The organism is Candidatus Pelagibacter sp. PS_37 (genome assembly GCF_059417825.1).
In genome coordinates, this window is record NZ_CM182067.1 from 759,638 (window position 1) to 781,008 (window position 21,371).

Here is a 21,371-nt window from a genome sequence, read left to right on the forward strand (position 1 = left end):
CAAGGATAATTCTATAAATAATCAGGATTAAGCTTGTTCTTTACAAGGAATAACAACAATATTGCTATTAAAATATAAGATCCTGAAACAAGAGCAATTTGCTCAATAGAAAGGCTATTATCAATCAAAATTCCAAAGAGCGCTGTACCAAATGCAGTTGAAAATACCATTAACGCTGTGGTTAATGCTTTAATGGAACCAATATATCTCACTCCATAAATCTCAGCCCAAGTAGCAGAACCTAGGACATTTGCTAAACCGTTTGAAATCCCAATTAAACCTAAAAATACAAATGATGAAATTGGTGAGTTAAAATAATAAAGCACAAACGTTGCAACTAATAAAGGAATGTTCATATAAATTATTAATTTTCGACTACTAAACTTATCAATTAAAAAGCCTGTTAAAAATAAAGTAATCACTGATAAAATTGAATACACCATAAAGGATTGGGCAATAACATAAGGTCCCCAACCTTTAGATGACACTATAAAAGATTGATAAACAAATGTACCCGTTGCAATCCAAGGCATCGCTAACATGCTTAAACATATAATATAAAAGCGATAATCTTTTAAAACTTCACCTCTCGTCCATTGTTTTATATCTTTAGTTTTAATATTTGTGGCACTAGATGCTTCTCTTGAATCTAATTTAACATTTTTAACTAATGCAACAATGACAATAGGTAAAATGATAATAACTGAAATTGATATAGCTATCCAAATATTTCTCCAATCAACAAAAGTTAATAAAAAAATAATTAATAAAGGTAAAATAAATTCAGCTAACGATAAACCAAGCCAAGTTGTGCTTAATGCACGTCCCCTAGTCTTTTCAAAAAATCTTGATATTGTTGTGGTTGCAGTGTGAGACATTAGTCCTTGACCTGATAACCTCATTAAGAAAATTGATAAAAATAAGAAAGCGACTGATGAAATTTTAGAAAATAAAAAACAAGAGATCGCTAGTAACGCAATGACATAAGATGCAAATTTTAAAATATTAAAGTCATCTATTTTTTTACCAACCCAAACAAGTATAAAACTACTTAATAGAGTAGCAGATGCATAGATAGATCCAAACTGACCATGCGTGATAGAAAGTGCGTCTCTTATGCTTGAATTAAACAGTCCTAGAAAAAAACTCTGTCCAAAGCTTGAAAAAAATGTAAATATAAATCCAAATAAAATTACTTTAAAATTCAAACTTTTAAACATAGGAAATAGAAATTATGAGCAATGTTGCATTTATAGGTTTAGGTGTCATGGGTTATCCAATGGCAGGATATATATCAAAAGCAGGTCACAATGTAACTGTTTATAATAGAACAGCTGCAAAAGCTGATAAATGGGTTGCTGAATATAAAGGGTCAAAAGCAGATACTCCTGCAAAAGCTACAGAAGGTGCAGATTTTATATTTACCTGTGTTGGTAATGATAATGATTTAAGAGAAGTAACTTTTGGTGACAACGGTATCTTTAAAACAATTAAAAAAGGCTCAGTTTACATTGATAACACAACCGCTTCTGCAACGATTGCTAGAGAAATTTATGAGCATTCATTAAAAAGTGAATTTGGTTTCTTAGATGCACCGGTATCAGGTGGACAAGCTGGTGCTGAAAATGGTGCTCTAACTGTTATGATTGGTGGAGATCAAGCAAACTTTGATAAAGCAAAAGACATTATTGATTGTTACAGCAAAAAGATGAAATTATTAGGTGGTGCTGGTAATGGTCAATTAGCAAAAATGGTTAATCAAATTTGTATTGCAGGTCTTGTTCAAGGTTTATCAGAGGCAATTAACTTTGGAAAAAAAGCAGGTTTAAATATGGAAGATGTAATTGAAGTTATATCTAAAGGTGCTGCTCAATCTTGGCAAATGGAAAACAGATATAAAACGATGATTGATGATCAGTTTGAATTTGGTTTTGCAGTTGATTGGATGAGAAAAGATTTAAAAATTGCTATGGATGAAGCTAAAAATAATGGCTCTCAACTTCCTGTAACTGAAATCGTTGATAAATATTACGGTGAAGTTCAAGAAATGGGTGGAAACCGTTGGGATACTTCCAGTTTAATTAGAAGACTAAGTAAATAATCTCGTATGCAACCAGCGTACTACGAAGATTTTGAGGAGATCAAAAATAAAATCTGGTCTATGCTGGATAATGCTATCAAAGATAGAGGGTCTCAATTTAGAATTCCTGTATTTATCTGTGGTGGTCAAGATGACTTTGATGGAAGAATTGTAGTCCTTAGAAAATCGGATAGAGAAAATAATATTATCCAATACCATAGTGATATCAGATCAGATAAAATTGCTAAATTAAAAGCAAATAAGAATGCATCAATGTTATTTTATGACAAGGATGAGAAGATACAAGTTAGACTTAAAGTTGAGTGCACCGTTAATCATGAAAATGATATTACAAAACAGTCCTGGTTAAAAACAGGACACATGAGTAGAAAATGTTATTTAGTTGATAACGGACCAGGAACATTATCTGAAACCCCTACTTCAGGACTAAAGCCTGAACTAGATAATTTTGAATTTACAATGGAGCAAAGTGAAGTGGGATATAAAAATTTTACTGTTATTCAATGTAAAATTAAAAGTATGGAATGGCTTTATTTAGCAGCCAAAGGTCACCGTCGTGCTAAATTCGATTTAGAAAATAACAAAGATACCTGGTTAATTCCTTAAAAAACTGATTTAGAATATTTTTTCCAATTATCTTGGTAATGAATTGCATTTTCAGTAATTGACTTTGCCTCTTCTTTTGAGACTTGTCTTACAATTTTGCCAGGGGATCCAACCACTAAAGAATTGTCAGGAATGACTTTGTTTTCTGTGATCAATGCATTAGCTCCTATGATGCAATTTTTTCCAATTTTTGCACCATTTAAAATTACAGCACCAATTCCAATTAAAGAATTGTCTTCAATCGTGCAGCCATGCAGCATAACCAAATGACCAATAGTTACATCTTTTCCAATTTTTAATGGGTAACCTGGATCGGTATGCAATACACTGCCATCTTGAATATTGGAGCCTTCACCGATATGAATATTTTCAACATCTCCTCTTAAAGTTACATTAAACCAAATGCTGGTATTTTTTTCTAGCGTGACATCACCAATAATAGATGCATTAGATGCAGACCAATTATCACCTAAATTTTTAACTTTTTTATCTTCCAAATCATAAAACATAACTTATATATTATTATAACATGCCGTTAAAAACTCCAATATGTGATTTCGGACAAGCAGCTAAAAGCTTTGAATTAAAGTCTACTAATAACGAAATTATTAAATTAAATGACGTTAAAGGGACTAATGGAACTTTGGTTATGTTTATTTGTAACCACTGCCCTTATGTAAAAGCAGTTATTAAAGACATTGTTGAAGATTGCAAAAATTTAGAAAAGCTTGGAGTAAAAGCAGTAGCTATTTCAGCAAATGATTCAATAAATTATCCTGAAGATAGTTTTGAAAATATGATTGAATTTGCTAAAAAACATCAATTTAATTTCTCTTATCTATTTGATGAAACTCAAAATGTTGCAAAAAGTTATGATGCAGTGTGCACACCTGATTTTTTTGGGTATAATAATAATTTAGAGTTACAATATAGAGGTCGAATAAGAGAATTAGTCAATTTAAAACCGGTAAGAACTGGTGATAGTGATTTATATAGTGCAATGAAACAAATAGCTGAAACCGGTAAAGGTCCTGAAATGCAAATCCCGAGTGCTGGCTGTAGTATTAAATGGTTAGATAACTAATGTATTTAATAGTTACAAAAACATTTCCTCCAGAGGTGGGTGGTATGCAAAATTTAATGTGGGGGTTAGCGAATGAACTTTCAAAACACTACATGATAAAAGTATTTGCCGATTATCATGAAAATCATAAATTATTTGATGAACAAGTTTCTTTTTCAATAGAGCGTGTTGGTGGCATAAAGCTTCTTAGAAAATATAGAAAGGCTCAACTGATTAATGAATTTATTAAAGAAAATAAAATTGACGGTATTATTGCTGATCATTGGAAAGGTTTAGAGCACCTTAAAACTAATAAAAAAAAGATATGTTTGATCCATGGTAAAGAAATTAATCATGAAAAAGGCACCTCTCTTAATAAAAGAGTACTAGAGGTTTTAGATAATGTTGAAACCATTGTTGCTAATTCTGAGTACACTAAAAATTTAGCTATTTCATTAGGGGTTCAACAAGATAAAATTATAGTTATTAATCCTGGTGTTGATCCTGTTGAAGAATTGGATAAAAAAACTTTAGATAAAGTAGAAAATTTATTAAAACATAAGTTTCCAAGATTAATCACAGTCTCTAGGCTTGATAAAAGAAAAAATCATTTTAATATTATAATGGCACTAAGAAATCTAAAACAAATTTATCCCAACATAGTATATATTTGTATCGGTGATGGAGATGAAGAGGATAATATTAAAGATATTACTGCAGAATTAGATTTAAATCCTCAGGTTATGTTTTTTAAAAATATCACAAGTGGACTTAAAAATTCACTTTTATCTAAATCCAATATTTTTGTAATGCCCTCAATAATTAGTAAGAGTTCCGTTGAAGGTTTTGGTATTGTTTATGTTGAGGCTGCTCAATATGGAGTGCCTTCTCTTGGAGGAAAAGATGGGGGTGCTGCAGATGCAATTGAACATGAAAAAACAGGTTTAATTTGTGATGGAAATAATTTAGAGGCTATCTATTCGTCTGTTGATTTGATGTTAAAGAACAACAAGTACATAGAGTATGGTAAAAGTGCTAAAGAAAATTCATCTAAGTTTCTATGGAATGAAATTATTAAAAAATATAAAGAAATTTTATAACTTTATATTGTTAGGTATTTTTGTACTAAATCGCTTGTTATTTTTGAGGAAATTCCCCCTTCTATTATTCTGCCTCTTTCTAAAACAGAAAAATTATTAGCTGCTTTTTTTATAAATTGCACATTTTGTTCAACAATAATAATTGTTAGATTAAATTCTTTGTTCAATTTTATTAAAACATTTTCTATTTCCTCTACTACATTTGGCTGTATACCTTCTGTTGGCTCGTCTAAAATCAATATCTTAGGTTTTGTAAGTAAAGCTCTTGCTATTGCTAACTGTTGTTGCTGACCTCCAGATAAATCTCCTCCTCTTCTTTTCCAAAATTTTTTTAATATTGGAAACAGTTTCAATGTAAATTCAAAATCCTCATTTACACTGTCCATATTATTCTTATGTCTAGCAAAAGTTCCTACAACCATATTTTCTTCTATAGTAAATTGAGGCATTATCCCTCGTCCCTGAGGCACATATCCCAAGCCTTCAATAGCTCTATCGTTTGTTTTTAATTTACTGATATCTTTTCCAGCCAGGTTTATTGAGCCATCTGTCTTATCCATTAAACCCATAATAGTCTTAAGTAATGTGCTTTTACCCATCCCATTTTTGCCAATAATTCCATGAAAGTTTCCCTCTTTAACTTCAAGGTTTATTTGGTCTATAGCTAAACTCTCACCGTAATAAGATGCTACATTTTCTAATTTAAGCATTTGTTATTCCTTTATTACCAAGATAAGCTTCTTTAACTTTTTCATTATTTTCTATCTCTTTAGTTTCACCTTCGGCAAGTAGTTTTCCTTCATGCATGACAGAAACAATATCACCAATCTCTTTAACAAAACCCATATCGTGTTCAACTACTATTAAAGTATGAGATTCCTTAAGTTTATTAAATAATTCAACAGTTTGGCTTGTTTCATAATTAGTCATACCAGCTGTGGGCTCATCCATCAAAATTAAACTTGGATCTTTAAGTACTACTAATGCAATTTCAAGCCATTGAGTTTGCCCATGTGATAAAAATTGTGCTTGTTTTTCTAAATCATCTTTTAATCCAACAAATTCAGCTATTTCATCTATTTTTTTTTGATCTGAAGGATTAAAAAATTTAATTATATTATTAAAAAAACTTAAACTTGAATTTAAAGCTACATATAAATTTTCTTTTACAGTCAGTTCTTTAAAAACACTTGGTATTTGAAATTTTCTACCCACTCCTTTTCTTGAGATGATAAATTCTTCCTTATTAGTTATATCTTCTCCATTAAAAATAATACTTCCTTTTGAACTTTTTGTTTTTCCACATATTATGTCAAGAACAGTTGTTTTTCCTGCTCCATTAGGTCCAATTAAACATCTTAATTCTCCAGTTGAAACTCCAAAATTAAATTCATTTACTGCTTTAAAGCCGTCAAAGTTTACTTCTACTGAATTAAGTTGAATTAAATTATTTTCCTTATTTCGCATATTATTATTTTTTCTTTTTACTAAATATTCCCGCTAAACCTTTGGGAAGAAATAGAACTGAAAGAATGAATATTAAACCCATTATTAAAGTCCATGTATGTAAAAAAGTTTCTGATTCAGATAAAAGTCCCTGACCTGAAGTAATGATTAATGCGCCTATAAATGAACCAAAAATACTTTGTCTACCTCCTACAGCACACCAAATGACAACTGATAAACTTAATGGCACAGATAGAAAAGTTGGTGAAGCAAATTCCATAACAATTGTATAAAGCATTCCTGCTACCCCGCCAATTCCAGCTGATATACATAATGAGGCTGTTTTATAAACTCCTACATTATATCCTAAGAATCTTACTCTATTCTCATCATCTCTTATGGCTTGAAAAATTAAACCAGCTCTACTTTTTGTAATAATTAATGTTAAGAATAGCACCAATGTCATAACTGATACAATTAAATTATAAGCTGAAGCTCCATAAGCATCGAATTCAAGTTTACCCAATTTTAATGTGGATAGATCTGTTATACCGTTAAAACCTCCTGTGTATGCTTGTTGATCCATTATTAAAAGGTAAACTACTATCATTGCTGCTAAAGTTATTATTGCAACATATACACCTGATGCCCTTCCACCAAAAATAAAATATCCCAAAATAATAGCTAAAATAACTGGTACAGCAATTCCTGCAAATATACCAAAGGATAAAGAATAAAATGGCTCCCAAAACCAAGGCAACTCTTTTACATTATTCCAAACCATGAAATCTGGTAATCCGCCAGATCCTGTGTGTACTGCATCAGTTTTTAATTTTAATGACATAGCCATACAATAAGAACCTAAGCCAAAAAAAACTGCATTTCCCAAATTTAATATACCAGTATAACCCCAACTTAAACTTAGAGAAACAGCTAGTAACCCAAAACAAATATAAGTTGAACTTTTATTTAGATAAAAAGGATCATCTACTAATAGAGGAAGTAAAAACAATAAAAAACAAAATATACCGTATAAAAAAAATTGATTTTTAAAAATATTTGTTTTCATCATTTCGTTTCTATGATCTAATTTTTCTAGTAAATAAACCCTCTGGCTTAATTCTTAATATCAATATTGTAATTACTAAAACTAATGCTTTAGCTAAAGTATCATTTGAAAAAGAAGCTATAAAGCTCGAAGTCTCACCAATAATAAATGAACTCGCTGCTGTACCAATTAAACTTTCAACACCCCCTAAAACAACTACCATAAAAGCATCTATAATATAATTTGTTCCCATATCTGGGGATATACTTTTTAATGGAGCTATAAATGCACCAGCAAGTGCTGCTATTCCAGTTCCAAAGGCAAATGTAGCCGAATAAACAGCTCCTGAGTTAACCCCAAAACAGCTAGCTATATCTTTGTTTTGAGTTACAGCTCTTAATTTCATTCCAAACTTAGTTTTATATATTATAAACCAAGCTAAAATAAAGATTGTTATAGCAAATAAAAATATAAACACTCTATAAATAGAAACTTGTTGACCAAATAAACTCATACTCTCTGCCATATAAGGTGGAATTTCTAAATATTTTAATTCTGAACCTAGTGACAAACGAATAAGCTGCTGAAGTATTACCCCTATTCCCCATGTTGCTAAAATAGTATCTAACAACCTATTATATAAATGTCTTATTATAAGCCGTTCAATTAAGAAACCCATTGCCGCTGTAATTAAAAAAATAGGAATAACACTAGCGATTAAACCCATCCCCAATTTTGTTTGAAGAAACCATGATGTGTAAGCTCCAATCATAACAAACTCACCATGAGCCATATTTATTACACCTGTAGTTCCATAGATAATAGCCAAACCAAGAGCTATCATCAGAAGTATGGAAGTTATACTAAGGCCACTAATAAACTGAGAAATAAAAAAATCCATAATATTATATTTTGTTAAGATTAATTTTCTATTAAGAATTAATACAAGTTACAACTCATCTAGAATATTTTCAATTTAAATATATTTTAGCCCAACACTTTCATATTGGGCTAAAAAAAAACTTTAGACTTATGCTAGACTTTTATCAAACCACTTTCTGCACAAGTTTGCTCTGGATATGCAGCATAAGGAAGTGGTTTTAACCAATTATCAGTTTTTCTTATGATGTCATACTGACCATTAGATTTACAAATACCAATCTTGGGCCACAAGTAACAATGTAGATTGTCAGGATCAATTTTAATTTTACCCTGAGGAGCCATTATTTCTTGACCCTTACATGCTTCCATAATTGCTGTTGGATTTATATCTCCAGCTTTTCCTATTTTTTCTAGAGCTTGCTTAAATATTCCTACCCCGAAATAAGCAGGCTCTGAAACGAAGTGGGTAACTTTATCAGACCCCCATCTCTTTTTATAAGCTGAAACAAACTTTTCGTTTTCAGCTGATTCATGAACCATAAAGTAAGGTGCTGAAGTTAAGTGTCCAGCCGCAGCATCTCCACCCATAGCAGCTACTTCATTTTCTGAAGTTGTTAAACTACACATAGGCATTTTTTCAGGATCCAATCCAGCAGCTCTGTATTGTTTATGAAGTGCAACAACTGAGTCACCTACTACAGTTGAAAAAATCACATCTGGTTTGTCGTTTTTAAATTTATTAACAACAGATGAAAACTCAGAATGACCTAACGGAACATACTCTTCCATTAAAACTTCACAACCCAACTTTTTAAGTAACAATTTACAATAATTGTTTTCTTCTTTTGGATAGATATAGTTTGATCCAATTAATGACCATCTTTTTCCATAAGTTTTCACCAAATATGGAATAAACTCATCTTGTTGTTGATTTGGTACAGCACCAGTATAAATCACATTTTTAGAACACTCTCTACCTTCATAAAGAGTTGGGTAAAAATATAAATTTTTTCGTTTTTCAAATACTGGTAGAACTGCTTTTCTACTTGCAGAAGTATATCCACCAAAGACCGTTACACACTTGTCTTTTAATACTAGTGTACGTGCTTTTGCAGCAAAAGTCGCTGGGTCAGACGCTGGGTCAGCTTCAATAGCTTTTATTTTCATTCCATTTACACCACCAGCAGCATTAATTTCTTCAATTGCCATAATAGTAGCTTTATGAAGTGACTCTTCAATAATTGCTAAACCTCCCGTTAATGAAAATAAAACACCCACTTTAATTTCATTTTTAGCAGCATATGCATTTCCTTGCTTCATCCATACATGTGGAAAGGAAGCAGCTGCAACTCCTAAAGCTGATGCTGTAAGAGTATTTTTGATAAACCCACGTCTATTTGACGTAAGTGTCACTATTTTATTTTTTATTTTTTTATTCATTATCCCTCCATTATTAATGGTTAAAACTATTTAATTTATGAGGCTAATGAAATTAAATTAATATTATAAACTTTTTATATAAAATTTTTTTATATAAATATTTTATTTTTATTAGTGTCTCAAAAATGATTATGTTTATTAGATTTAAAAAAGGAGAACACTATGTATCATGGAGATATAGGAAGTAGCAAAGATACTGTTGGAGTTGCAGTAGTAAATTATAAAATGCCCAGACTTCATACAAAAAAAGAAGTTATTGAAAATTCAAAAAAAATAGCAGATATGATTTCTGGAATGAAAATAGGTTTGCCTGGAATGGATTTAGTTATTTTTCCAGAATACAGCACTCATGGTATCATGTATGATCAAAAAGAAATGTATGAGACTGCTTCACAAATTCCTGGCGAAGAAACTGCAATTTTTTCTGAAGCGTGCATAAAAAATAAAGTTTGGGGAGTTTTTTCTCTAACTGGAGAAAGACACGAAGACCACCCGAATAAAGCACCTTATAACACTTTAATACTAATGAATGATAAAGGTAAAATTGTTCAAAAATATAGAAAAATTATGCCTTGGGTTCCTATTGAAGGATGGTATCCTGGAAACTGCACCTATGTTTCAGATGGTCCAAAAGGTCTAAAGGTGTCTTTAATTATTTGTGATGACGGTAACTATCCTGAAATTTGGAGAGACTGTGCAATGAGAGGTGCTGAACTTATAGTTAGATGTCAGGGTTACATGTATCCAGCCAAAGAACAACAGATACTTATGGCTAAAGCAATGGCTTGGGCGAATAACTCTTATGTTGCGGTAGCGAATGCTACAGGTTTTGATGGGGTTTATTCTTACTTTGGTCATTCAACATTAGTTGGTTTTGATGGAAGAACTTTAGGTGAATGTGGTACTGAAGAAATGGGTATTCAGTATGGTCAAATGTCTGTTTCAGCAATTAGAGATGCTAGAGCAACTGGTCAATCAAACAACCATCTATTTAAGCTTCTACATAGAGGTTATACTGGTATGATTAATTCCGGTGATGGTGATAAGGGTACTGCTGAAATGCCATTTGAGTTTTATAAAAAATGGGTTAATGATCCAGAAGGAACTCGCAAAATGGTAGAGGATATAACTCGACCAACTGTTGGTACTGACGAAAGTCCTATTGACGGCATACCTAATAAAAAAACTTCACACAGATAAATAAATAATACTACACTGAAGAAATTAATTTTGATTTCTTCAGTGTATTTAAATTTAAAGGATACAATTAATGTCAGATAACTCTGGATTTATAATCACAAATGAACCTAAGTATATAGAGGTAGGTAATGAGTCTGAAGTTTTTGAGGCTTCATGGGAAAATCGAATACCATTGATGTTAAAGGGACCTACAGGATCTGGAAAAACAAGATTTATTGAACATATGTCTTGGAAATTAAAAAAACCTCTAATTACAGTTTCTTGTCATGAAGATATGACAGCATCAGATTTAGTTGGAAGATTTTTGTTAGAAGGAACTGAAACCGTTTGGAAAGATGGACCACTTACAAGGGCGGTCAGATATGGTGGTATATGTTACCTAGACGAAATAGTGGAGGCTAGACAAGATACTACGGTCGTTATTCACTCATTAACAGATGATAGGCGAATTTTACCAATTGAAAAAACTGGTGAAATAATAAAAGCACACAAAGATTTCTTTTTAGTAATTTCTTATAATCCAGGATATCAAAGTGTTTTAAAAGATTTAAAAGAGTCTACAAAACAAAGATTTGCTAGCATAAATTTTGATTATCCAGCTAATGATATAGAAAAAGAAATAATAATACTTGAAAGCAAAACAACAAAAGAAATAGCAGAAAAATTAATTAAAGTATCTGAAAGAACTAGAAATTTAAAAGGGAGAGGATTGCATGAAGGTGCTTCAACAAGAATGTTGATAGCTGCAGCAAAATTAATGAAGTCCAATCTTAGTTTTGTAGAAGCATGCCTAAAAGGAGTTGTACATCCAATGACAGATGATCAAGATGTTATAGACTCTTTAGAGCGAGCAATCAGAGACCTTGGGTAATGCCCCAGGGTAAAATAATTTCTATCAAATCATTCGGTAATTTAGATAATTCTTTAAGAATAAAAGCTCAAAAATTTTTGAAAGAAAAAGCTCTTTATGACTGGTTGGAGTATCTAAAGAGAATTGAAGGCTCCGGGTATGGTGAATTAGTTCTTAAAGGATTTTCTAAAACTTCATTAGATATAATTGAAAAATTTGGTTTTTTACCAATAAAGATATTTTATTCAACACTCTCATCTGTAACAATAAAAAGAGGACAAAAAACATCTTATAATTTCTGTAATGTTTGTTCAGAAATTTTAGGATTTTATAACAGTGATAAAAAATTTTTAACTTGGTTAATGCTAATTGAAAAAATGACAAACTTAGCACCTGAAGCTTTAGAAATCTTGTTACATGAAATGAGTTTTTTAGTTGAAAAAATGAATGTTTCACAAATGGAAGACTGGTTTTTAACTTGTCTGAGAGCTAGTTCGGGAGACATGGAAAAAAGAATTAAATTATTATCACTTAAAGACAATGAAGGATTGGAATGGCTTGGGCAAACAGCAGGTATTAAAAGTTTTAAAGAACAAGAGAACAAGTTAAAAATCTATACAAGAGCAATCTGGGGAATGGATGTTAATATTAAAGAAATTCCAATCACCAACACAAAAGCATCAATTAGAAGAACGGCATTTAGTAATAATTTTGTGAGAGTACCCTCATCTTATCCTGGATTCACAGGACAATTAGGAGAAGAAGTATTTAGAGCAGCTATCATGCATGCTGCAGCTCATATGAAGTATACACATAAAAAATTTGAAATTGGAAAACTTAAACCAATACAAGTAGCAATTATATCTGTTATTGAAGATGCAAGAGTAGAATTACTTTCAATCAAAGAATTTCCAGGATTAAAAGAACTTTGGATTCCTTATCATATGGCAACTGGCGAATCTAAAAACTTAAATAAAGCATATGGACCATTGACATCAAGAACATTATTTTCAAGACTATCAAGAGCTCTCGTTGATGAAAATTATATTGATGGTAATGGCTGGATAACCAGAGCAAAAGATATGTTTTTTAAAAATAAAGAAAGATGGAACGATCAAACATTAAGTAGAGAGTTAGGCAATCTTCTAGGAAATGATATTGGTCAAATGAGAATTCAATTTAATCCTAAGGATTATTTACCAGATCCAATTTATAGAGATGAAAATTCTGGTATTTGGAATTTTGATAATGAAAACACAAAAGATTTTGAAGAACTTCAAACAGGGATAGAATCATACCAGGTTGAAAAAAAAGAAACAGATGATGCAGAAAAAAACTTTGAAAATAGTGACGTTATTGAACCACTTGCAAAAATTGCTCCTAACAAAGTTTCACAGTCAGAAGAAGCTGAGATCATTTCTTTACAACCAGAATTTGATTATAAATCTGGTAGAGAAAATTTTAACTGGTGTAAAATTAAGAAATATAATTTTGATAATAAGTCTAATTATTATTTAAATGATTATCTTTTTGAAAACTCAAAAATAGTATCAAATATAAAAAACCTGATTGAGAGTTCCAAAATTTCAAAGCCAATTAAATTAAAAAAACAACAAGATGGTGAGGAGCTAGATCTAGATAGTTGTATAGAGTCAATAATTGAAATTAAAAGAGGTTCAACTCCATCTAATAATATCTACAAAAAAACTAACAGAGAAGGAAGAGACTTAGTAGTGTCTATACTTGTTGATATCTCAGAATCAACTAATGATTTTATTAAAAATACAAATAAAACAATTTTTTCTTCGATTATTGAAGCTACTGGAATATTAAGTGAAGCAATAAATAAATCTGGTGATGATTTTGGTTTAGCAACATTTTGTTCAAATAAAAGAGATGATGTTAGGTATTGGAAAATTAAGGATTTTAAAGATAAACTTAACAAAGGACACATTAACAGATTAGAAAGCATGAAACCTGGTTTTTCAACAAGATTAGGTGCAGCAGTTCGGCAAGCAGGTGATGAATTAGTTTCACAAACAAACTATAGAAAATTATTATTAATAATATCTGATGGTGAGCCTTCAGATATAGATGTGGATGATAACGAATATCTAGTTGAAGATGCTAAATATGCTGTTAAAAGACTTGCTTATAATGGCATTGATGTTTTCTGTGTAGGAGTTGAAAGTGAAAGCAATAAGAATTTATCTAGAATATTTGGAAATAAAAACTACGTAGTTATAAAATCAGCTTCTGAATTAACAAAAAAATTACCATTAATTTATTTAACACTTAGTAGATGAAAAAATGTAAATACTCAAAATTATCAAATTATATTCTCGAAGGAATTGGATCCTTTTTTTTAGTATTATTTGCTGCAGGGGCAGTTATGTCAAATGCATTTTATAATGGCACAATTGGACAGTTAATGAGTGGATTCTCATCTGGGTTAATTTTATTTATTTTAATTTCATCATTAGGCAAATATACCAGAGGACATGTCAATCCAGCTGTAACACTTATTGAGTTCAGGCTTGGTTATATTGCTAAAAGAACTGCATTTTTTTATATAATCTTTCAAATAATTGGTAGTATCTTAGCTGGGTACTTTCTAAAGTTCACAATTGGTGATTATAGTAATATAGGGGCAAATTTACCTTTGTTAAAATCAGATTTAAATTATTTATTGTCATTTTTTACAGAATTCATATTATCCGCATTACTTGCGGCAGTAATTATTAGAGTTGCATATGTTGAAAAACTTTCTTTAACTTTTTTAGCTGCTTCTTGCGGATTACTGGTTTGTGTAGAAGTAATCGTATTTGGAGCAATAACGGGAGGTGCTATGAATCCAATAAGAGCTATCGGTCCACATTTTGCTGCAAATTTCCCTGGAGGATTATGGATATATATTTTTGGACCAACATTAGGTTTTCTTTTTGTAGCAGAAATTTACATTTTTTTTAGAAAAAAAATAAAAAAAAAATCTAATAGATAATATTTTATCAGCCGCTTGAGGCTTTAAACCACTTTGATCTATCATTACACCAATCTTTGAATTCTTTAATGGTTACATCTTCTAATTCTATGTTTACAGATCTAAGGTCTTTATTGGATTTAACAAATTTAATAAATTTTTTATGTACAGCGTTTTCTAATATCGATCTTAATGTGGGTTTTGAAATTGGAGATGTTACAGCAATTAATCTTGATAGTTGCTCAATATTAATTGTTTCATTTGCAAAATGTACTTTCAAAATATTAAGCCAAATAGTTCTAGATTCAAAATCTTTTCTAAAAAATTTTAATGAGCTATCATCTTTGCTCATCTTAAAAATATTTTTTAATAAATTATCACATATTTTTGATGCAGTATTGTCAGTAATGTTACTCATAATAATTTTTAAATTATTTAGTTATTTTTATATAAATAATTTTTATAAACAATCTTAACATACTTATTTATTTAAGAACATAGAAAAAGTCTTTGATAAATAAAGAAAACTAAATAAATACAAGTAAATTAAATTAATATTTTTGTAATGCGATCAATTGTTCATAAAAAATCAGTTGAAGGATTTGGGATAGCTTATGTTGAAGCTGCTCAATATGGATTGCCCTCTCTTGGTGGAAAAGATGGAGGTGCAGCAGATGCAATTGAACATGAGAAAACAGGTTTAATCTGTAATGGCAATGAGTTAGATGAAGTCTATTCAGCAATTAATTTAATGTTAGAAAATAATAAATTCCAAGAGTACGGAAAAGCTGCCAAAGAAAATTCTGCTAAATTTAAGTGGAGTACTATTATTGAAGAATATAAAAAAATTCTAAACTAAATCTTTTTACTCTTAATTGTTTTATAAATTTGCCAACTAACAATTAGAATTGTAACTCCTATAATTGATGCGGTAAGAGGTCTGTCCCATAAAAAAGTCCAAGAACCATCGCTTATTAATAAAGATCTTCTTAAATTTTCTTCCATTAATCCACCGAGGACAAAGGCTAATATAAGTGGTGGCATTGGAAAATCGTATAAGCGCATAAACGTTGCAACAACTGCAATCCCAATCATTAAATAAATATCAAAATTATTAAATGACATTACGTAAATTCCTGTAATTGAAAAAAATAAAATAAGTGGAATTAAATAATTTTTAGGAACTGCAAGTATTCTTGCTATGTAAGGTATTAAGGGCAGGTTTAGAATAAGCAATACTACCATTCCAATATACATAGACATAATAACTGACCAAAAGATTTCAGGATTTGTTATATAAAGTCTAGGCCCTGGTTGAATTCCAAATCCTAATAAAGCACCAAGCATTACAGCGGTTGTTCCACTCCCAGGTATTCCTAAAGTTAATAGTGGTACAAAAGCTCCAGAGCATGCTGCATTATTTGCAGTTTCTGGTGCAGTTAAACCATGAACACTACCTTTACCAAATTTTTCTTTTTCTTCATCACTAACAAAATTTCTTTCCATTCCATAGGCTAGAAATGATGCAATAGTTGCACCCGCTCCTGGTAAAACTCCGATTAAAAAACCGATAATTGAGTTTCGAGGAATAGCTTTTAACATTTTACCTCTCTCTTCTTTATTAATCTTGATTGAACCTAGTTCAGTTAATGAAACTTGTTTGGCAACTGCAGATGGATCATTTCGTTTTAAAATAATTGTTAAAGCTTCACTCATAGCAAAAGTTGCCATTACAACTAAAACGAAACTTATCCCATCAGATAAATTCATATTGTTAAATGTAAATCTTGAAATATCAGATAAAGAATCTTGACCGACTGACGCTAACATTAAACCTAAAACAACCATCATCATTGCTTTTAAAAATTGCCCCTTTGATGAAAAAGCTGCAATTGCTGTTAAACCTAAAATCATTAAAGCAAAATAATCTGGTGATCTGAAAGATAAGCTTACTTTAGATAAGCTTGGTGCAAGAAATAATAAATAAATTGAAGCAAGGGTTCCACCTGCAAAAGAACTCCAAGCAGCAATCGCTAATGCTTTTCCAGCTTTTCCTTGTTGAGCCATTGGATATCCATCAAATGATGTTGCAACAGTTCCAGGAACGCCTGGAGCATTTAATAAAATTGATGAAGTTGATCCACCAAACACTGCACCATAATAAACACCTGCCATTAAAATTAATCCAGTAGCTGGATCAAAACCATAAGTAATAGGTATCATTAATGCAATCGCTGTCATTGGTCCAAGACCGGGTAGCATTCCAATGATGGTTCCAAAAAAACAACCAATCATAACCATAAATATGTTTTGAAATGTAAGAGCTGTTTTTAAACCAATTAAAATGCCTTCAATCATCCCATAACTCCAATTATTTTTAAAAATGGATCTCTTAAATAAATTTCAAGCACTCCATGCAAAAGATACATAAAAGCACCCACAAAAGGGAAAGAGAGTAAAAATATTAACTTCCACCTTCTCTCACCTAACGCATAATAAGAAGACGCTAGAAATAGAGAGGTTGTTAAAAAATAACCTACTTTTAATATAGTTACTCCATAAATAATTGCTATAAGCACAAGTATAGCTGTTTTTTTATACTCTAAGTTTTTATGATTAACTTTAATGGTATTGGGCTCTGGTAAAATAATTTTTAAACCAGAAAAGAATAAACCTGCATAACCTAAATAAATTGGAAACGTTCTGGCATTAAAAGGTGCGTTTTCATCAAATGAAAAAACTTGAATTTGATACGCAATATATAAATAGAATGCTGAGAAACTAAAAAAGAGCAGTGATATAATTTTAGTAGTATTTATATTCACTGCTCTAATTTTTTAAATAATCCTAAAGGATTATATAACTCCTAATTTCTTCATAAGAGCTGTCATTTCTACAGTTTGCTTTTCTAAGAATTTAACAAAATCCTTATCTGAGTTATAAATATTAACCCAAGCATTTCTTTTTCTAACAGCTTCCCATTCAGGAGTTTTCATAACTTTACCTAACATTGCAGATAAAGCTTTTTTATCTTTGTTGCTCATATTAGGAGGCCCAAAAAATCCTCTCCAGTTTACAAATTGAACATCATAACCTTGTTCTTTTAGAGTTGGTGCATCCGGTGCATCAGCTACTCTTGAAGGAGCAGTTATACCAATAATTCTTACTTGGTCTCTTGCACCCATAAGTTCACCTAAACCTGTAGAGATAATTTGAGTTTCTCCAGATAAAAGTCCAGCTAACGCTTTTCCACCAGCATCATAAGGTATGTAAGCAACATCATTTGGATTAGCACCAGCAGCTTGGAAAGCTAAAGCACCAATTAAATGGTCCATACTTCCTCTTACTGATCCACCAGCCATTTTGATAGAGCTTGGATTCTTTTTGTATGCATCAACTACATCTTTAAAGTTTTTGTATGGTGAGTCTTTTGCAACTGCAATCGCACCGTAGTCACCAATTACACCAGCGATCGGTGTAACATCTTTATAAGATAAAACTCCAGATCCTGTAACATAACCTTCATGTCTAGTAATAGATCTTAAAACTAGTGGCGTAGATTGTACTAGAACCGTATTTTTAGGTTGAGTGTTAATCATGAAAGCTAAAGCTTTTCCTCCACCACCACCTGACATATTTTCAAATGATGCACTTTTTAACATTCCTGATTTTGTTAAAGCTTCTCCTGTACCTCTAGCAGTTCCATCCCATCCACCACCAGCACCACCACCAATTACGAAATGGATTTTTTCCATTGCGATTGAATTTGTTGCTGTTGCAGAGAATAATAGAATTGCTGAGAATAGTACTGAAACTATTTTTTTAATGTTTTTCATTATTTCCTCTTTATTATTAGTTAATAAGACATTTATTTGAGTTATTAATCAGTAGTCAATACTGTTTTACCTTATTGTTCTATTAGATAGAACATGCTATTCTACCTAACAGGATATGATTAAAATAAAAAAAAAAATTGATGGTGTTGAGGCTGTAAACAAAGCTCTAGAGATTATAAATTGTTTTACTCTAAAAAAAGAAACGTTAAGTATAACTGAAATTTCAAAAATTACAGGTAATTATAAAAGTAGAGTTTCTAGAATTTCAAGGTCATTAGAAAATTATGGGTTCTTAAGAAGAATTGATAATGGTACATTTAAACTTGGAAGCTCAATTGGTAGGCTAATAGAAGTTTATGATGATAGTTTCAATTTTAAAAAACTTATAAAAGATGAATTAGATTTCATAATGACAAAATCAAATGAAACAGCTAGTTTTTTTGTTAAACAAAAAAATTATAGAACTTGTTTGATAACTAGTGAACCTAATAAACCTATAAAACATACAATCCAAACTGGATTAAAAAGACCTCTAGATAAAGGTTCTAGTGGACATGTCCTTTCAGCATTTAATAATTTACCAATTAAAAATAAAGAAACTATCCTTAAAGATCAATTTTCTATGTCCTTTGGTGAAAGAGATAGAGAGATCGCTTCGATTTCTGTTCCAATAATACCAACAAAAAACAAAATTTTAGGATCACTGACAATTACAGGGCACATTAGTAATTTTAATAAAAAAAATTGTTTAACATTTTTAAATATTTTAAGATTATCAAAAATTAAAATTGAAAAAAAACTTAAAAAAATTTCATAAAATGAATACTTCTCTTGACTTAAACAAAAATGCTTTAAAACAATTATTTTCTAAAAAATTTCTATTAGTTATTATAATTTCTATCCCAAGTGCAATTATAGCTGACTATTTTAATATTCCATTGGCGTGGATGCTTGGTCCTATGCTTGCAGTTTCAGTTGCAGCATTAAGTGGAATAAAAATTAAGATGCCAAAGCTAGCTTTAAGTTCAATTTTAATAGTTCTTGGTCTTCATATTGGAAATTATATCGATCAAAATTTAATCAATCAAATGACTGAATGGGTGTGGACTTCAATAATAATGTTTGTCTATATTTTAATAAGTATTTTAATTGTATCTAAATATTTACAAAAATTTTCAGGCTATAATGTCAAAACTTCTATTTTTTCAGCAGCACCGGGTGCTTTAGGACCTTTAATGATATTAGCTGAACATGAAAAATCTGACTTATCACAAGTTGCTACATCACATTTAATTAGGTTAATTATAATAATAACTGTTATTCCCTTTTTTGTTGTTAATTATTCAACAAATGAAGCTCTAACAATTGAAAAATTTGATTATCTTGATCAAAACCATTTTCATCTTTTAATTCTCTTAATAGGTTCGATTTTATTAATTTTCTTATTTGATAAAATTGGTGTGCCTGCTGCATTATTATCTGGGACATTAGTTGCAAGTGGAATTTTACAAATAACGGAAGTTGCCTCCTATAAACTACCAAATGAAAGTATAAATTTTTGTTTACTTATCTTGGGTGCTTCTGTTGGTTGTCGTTTTGCAGATAAATCATTAAAAGAAGTTGCGGGTAATTCATTTCATAGTTTAGTTGCAACTACAATACTGGTAGCTCTTGGATTATTAGCTGCAATTGTTGCAACATATTTTGTTGATACCAATTTCTTAACTCTACTTTTATCTTTTTCTCCTGGGGGAATTTATGAAGTAGCAGTTATAGCAATTGCTTTTGATTTAGACCCTAACTTTGTAGCATTTCATCATATTATTAGATTACTGATGATACTCTTCACTGTTCCTGTAATATTGAAAATTATTGGTAAGAAATTAAATTAATATTTTTTCTAAAACTTTAGCTGCACTTAATTTTTCTAAATCATCAACTTGTATTGCTTTAAAGTTTTCTCGCTCAATACTAACTTTAAAAGCTGTTGTATGTTTACCAAATAAAGTCAAACCTTTTACTCCAAGATGAGCAGTCATATGAGCTGGTCCTGTATCATTTGCAATAACAAATAAGCTTTCTTTAATCAAGCTTGCAAGTTGAGAAATATCTAAAGCTTTACCTTTATCTAAAATTGAAATGGCATTAATGTTTTTTGCATCATCGATTTCAGAGGGTCCAGGTGCTACAATAACTTTAATTTGATCTTTATATTTATTTTTAATTAATTCTATTAGCTCATTATAATGGGGCCACTTTTTATGTGTTAGATGCGCTGAACAAAATGGAAATAAGACAATGTATTTGTCTAACTTAAATTCTTGTTTAATATGATCAATGTTAGTCACAGCCCAACTAAAGTTTGGTTTCATGGTGTACTCTGTTTTAATTCCAGAGGTTTTAAGTTGATGATCAAATCTATTTAAAACGGGGTCTTTATCAAATTCATCTTTTGAAATATTACTTGGCAAAGTTGTTTCTGAGCTAGACCAAGTATTAAAATTTGCTTTTGGAAATAAAATATTTTTATAAAATTTTGTTCTAGATGAGTTTTGTAAATCATAAACTTTTCTAAAATTCTTCTTTTTCAAGTTTCTCATTAACATATATAGATAAATTAAATTAAATCTTGATTTACGTTTGTCTAAAATAACATTGTGTACAAATGGATTTTTTCTAAATAGTTCAAAATAAGGTTTTGTTGTTAAGATATGTATTTGATCTTCAGGGTGGTTTTCAGAAATATCTTGAATTGCCCCACAAGCTTGGGCTATATCTCCTAAAGAACCATGTTTGATAACTAAAATATTAGACATATT

Annotated in this window: 23 protein-coding genes; 11 read left to right on the forward strand and 12 right to left on the reverse strand. The window is 30.5% G+C overall.

The features are described from left to right. Positions 1 to 11 precede the first annotated feature (11 nt). Positions 12 to 1,220 (reverse strand): MFS transporter, encoded by a 1,209-nt coding sequence (locus AC5SL9_RS04060; protein ID WP_494573836.1) that lies wholly within the window; start codon positions 1,218 to 1,220, stop codon positions 12 to 14. Between the two features lie 14 nt (positions 1,221 to 1,234). On the opposite strand from AC5SL9_RS04060, the gene AC5SL9_RS04065 reads away from it, so the two are divergent. Further along, positions 1,235 to 2,101, forward strand: coding sequence for an NAD(P)-dependent oxidoreductase (locus AC5SL9_RS04065; protein WP_006996694.1), 867 nt, complete (start codon positions 1,235 to 1,237; stop codon positions 2,099 to 2,101). A 6-nt stretch (positions 2,102 to 2,107) separates the two neighbouring features. Next, positions 2,108 to 2,707, forward strand: coding sequence for a flavin-binding protein (locus AC5SL9_RS04070; protein ID WP_494573837.1), 600 nt, complete (start codon positions 2,108 to 2,110; stop codon positions 2,705 to 2,707). Here AC5SL9_RS04070 and AC5SL9_RS04075 read toward each other — a convergent pair. Next, positions 2,704 to 3,216, reverse strand: a complete 513-nt coding sequence (locus tag AC5SL9_RS04075) for a gamma carbonic anhydrase family protein (protein ID WP_006996692.1) — start codon at positions 3,214 to 3,216, stop codon at positions 2,704 to 2,706. The genes AC5SL9_RS04070 and AC5SL9_RS04075 overlap by 4 nt on opposite strands. Before the next feature lie 20 nt (positions 3,217 to 3,236). On the opposite strand from AC5SL9_RS04075, the gene AC5SL9_RS04080 reads away from it, so the two are divergent. Together AC5SL9_RS04080 and AC5SL9_RS04085 are read left to right on the forward strand one after the other, a co-directional pair. Then, entirely contained in the window at positions 3,237 to 3,791 is a 555-nt protein-coding gene (locus AC5SL9_RS04080; RefSeq protein WP_494573838.1) for a thioredoxin family protein, read from the forward strand. After that, complete coding sequence (locus AC5SL9_RS04085; RefSeq protein WP_494573839.1) at positions 3,791 to 4,870, forward strand: glycosyltransferase family 4 protein; 1,080 nt, start codon at positions 3,791 to 3,793, stop codon at positions 4,868 to 4,870. Before AC5SL9_RS04080 ends, AC5SL9_RS04085 begins: the two co-directional genes overlap by 1 nt. A gap of 2 nt (positions 4,871 to 4,872) precedes the next feature. On the opposite strand, the gene urtE is transcribed toward AC5SL9_RS04085, so the two are convergent. The 5 genes from urtE to AC5SL9_RS04110 form a co-directional block, all read right to left on the reverse strand. Beyond that, positions 4,873 to 5,580, reverse strand: coding sequence for an urea ABC transporter ATP-binding subunit UrtE (urtE, locus tag AC5SL9_RS04090; RefSeq protein WP_494573840.1), 708 nt, complete (start codon positions 5,578 to 5,580; stop codon positions 4,873 to 4,875). Next, positions 5,573 to 6,337 carry an urea ABC transporter ATP-binding protein UrtD gene (gene urtD, locus AC5SL9_RS04095; protein ID WP_494573841.1) on the reverse strand — a complete coding sequence of 255 codons (765 nt, stop codon included), beginning with the start codon at positions 6,335 to 6,337 and terminating at the stop codon, positions 5,573 to 5,575. The genes urtE and urtD overlap by 8 nt, the downstream gene beginning before the upstream one ends. Before the next feature lie 4 nt (positions 6,338 to 6,341). Continuing rightward, positions 6,342 to 7,385: an urea ABC transporter permease subunit UrtC gene (gene urtC, locus AC5SL9_RS04100; protein ID WP_494573842.1), complete on the reverse strand. Its 1,044-nt coding sequence runs from the start codon at positions 7,383 to 7,385 to the stop codon at positions 6,342 to 6,344. Between the two features lie 10 nt (positions 7,386 to 7,395). Further along, a complete protein-coding gene (gene urtB / locus AC5SL9_RS04105) occupies positions 7,396 to 8,265 on the reverse strand; it encodes an urea ABC transporter permease subunit UrtB (RefSeq protein WP_494573843.1) in 870 nt (289 codons plus the stop codon). 134 nt (positions 8,266 to 8,399) lie between these two features. Further along, positions 8,400 to 9,686 carry a transporter substrate-binding domain-containing protein gene (locus tag AC5SL9_RS04110; protein ID WP_494573844.1) on the reverse strand — a complete coding sequence of 429 codons (1,287 nt, stop codon included), beginning with the start codon at positions 9,684 to 9,686 and terminating at the stop codon, positions 8,400 to 8,402. Positions 9,687 to 9,848: 162 nt separating this feature from the next. Here AC5SL9_RS04110 and AC5SL9_RS04115 point away from each other — a divergent pair, with 162 nt between their 5' ends. From AC5SL9_RS04115 to AC5SL9_RS04130, 4 genes are all read left to right on the forward strand, one after another. Continuing rightward, complete coding sequence (locus AC5SL9_RS04115; protein ID WP_494573845.1) at positions 9,849 to 10,886, forward strand: aliphatic amidase; 1,038 nt, start codon at positions 9,849 to 9,851, stop codon at positions 10,884 to 10,886. 70 nt (positions 10,887 to 10,956) lie between these two features. Further along, positions 10,957 to 11,757, forward strand: coding sequence for a CbbQ/NirQ/NorQ/GpvN family protein (locus AC5SL9_RS04120; protein WP_494573846.1), 801 nt, complete (start codon positions 10,957 to 10,959; stop codon positions 11,755 to 11,757). Further along, positions 11,757 to 14,042, forward strand: coding sequence for a nitric oxide reductase activation protein NorD (locus tag AC5SL9_RS04125; protein ID WP_494573847.1), 2,286 nt, complete (start codon positions 11,757 to 11,759; stop codon positions 14,040 to 14,042). Before AC5SL9_RS04120 ends, AC5SL9_RS04125 begins: the two co-directional genes overlap by 1 nt. Continuing rightward, a complete protein-coding gene (locus tag AC5SL9_RS04130) occupies positions 14,039 to 14,737 on the forward strand; it encodes an MIP/aquaporin family protein (RefSeq protein ID WP_494573848.1) in 699 nt (232 codons plus the stop codon). Before AC5SL9_RS04125 ends, AC5SL9_RS04130 begins: the two co-directional genes overlap by 4 nt. A gap of 7 nt (positions 14,738 to 14,744) precedes the next feature. Here AC5SL9_RS04130 and AC5SL9_RS04135 read toward each other — a convergent pair whose 3' ends face one another. Then, on the reverse strand, positions 14,745 to 15,134 hold the full coding sequence (locus AC5SL9_RS04135; RefSeq protein ID WP_494573849.1) for a hypothetical protein: 390 nt from the start codon (positions 15,132 to 15,134) through the stop codon (positions 14,745 to 14,747). Between the two features lie 147 nt (positions 15,135 to 15,281). Between AC5SL9_RS04135 and AC5SL9_RS04140 the strand changes: the two genes are divergently transcribed. Next, positions 15,282 to 15,575, forward strand: a complete 294-nt coding sequence (locus AC5SL9_RS04140) for a glycosyltransferase (RefSeq protein ID WP_494573850.1) — start codon at positions 15,282 to 15,284, stop codon at positions 15,573 to 15,575. Here the strand turns inward: AC5SL9_RS04140 and AC5SL9_RS04145 are convergent. The 3 genes from AC5SL9_RS04145 to AC5SL9_RS04155 are packed head-to-tail and all read right to left on the reverse strand — an operon-like array spanning position 15,572 to position 18,552. After that, positions 15,572 to 17,074 (reverse strand): tripartite tricarboxylate transporter permease, encoded by a 1,503-nt coding sequence (locus AC5SL9_RS04145; RefSeq protein WP_494573851.1) that lies wholly within the window; start codon positions 17,072 to 17,074, stop codon positions 15,572 to 15,574. The genes AC5SL9_RS04140 and AC5SL9_RS04145 overlap by 4 nt on opposite strands. Next, the gene (locus AC5SL9_RS04150; protein ID WP_494573852.1) at positions 17,071 to 17,541 is read right to left on the reverse strand and encodes a tripartite tricarboxylate transporter TctB family protein; all 471 of its coding nucleotides are present in this window, start codon (positions 17,539 to 17,541) and stop codon (positions 17,071 to 17,073) included. Before AC5SL9_RS04150 ends, AC5SL9_RS04145 begins: the two co-directional genes overlap by 4 nt. Before the next feature lie 30 nt (positions 17,542 to 17,571). Next, positions 17,572 to 18,552, reverse strand: coding sequence for a tripartite tricarboxylate transporter substrate-binding protein (locus AC5SL9_RS04155; protein ID WP_018414257.1), 981 nt, complete (start codon positions 18,550 to 18,552; stop codon positions 17,572 to 17,574). Positions 18,553 to 18,667: 115 nt separating this feature from the next. Between AC5SL9_RS04155 and AC5SL9_RS04160 the strand changes: the two genes are divergently transcribed. After that, complete coding sequence (locus AC5SL9_RS04160; protein WP_018414258.1) at positions 18,668 to 19,369, forward strand: helix-turn-helix domain-containing protein; 702 nt, start codon at positions 18,668 to 18,670, stop codon at positions 19,367 to 19,369. 1 nt (position 19,370) lies between these two features. Continuing rightward, positions 19,371 to 20,444 (forward strand): AbrB family transcriptional regulator, encoded by a 1,074-nt coding sequence (locus tag AC5SL9_RS04165; protein ID WP_494573853.1) that lies wholly within the window; start codon positions 19,371 to 19,373, stop codon positions 20,442 to 20,444. Here the strand turns inward: AC5SL9_RS04165 and AC5SL9_RS04170 are convergent. Beyond that, complete coding sequence (locus AC5SL9_RS04170) at positions 20,436 to 21,368, reverse strand: glycosyltransferase family 9 protein (protein ID WP_011282221.1); 933 nt, start codon at positions 21,366 to 21,368, stop codon at positions 20,436 to 20,438. The two genes, AC5SL9_RS04165 and AC5SL9_RS04170, sit on opposite strands and share 9 nt — an antisense overlap. Positions 21,369 to 21,371 lie beyond the last annotated feature (3 nt).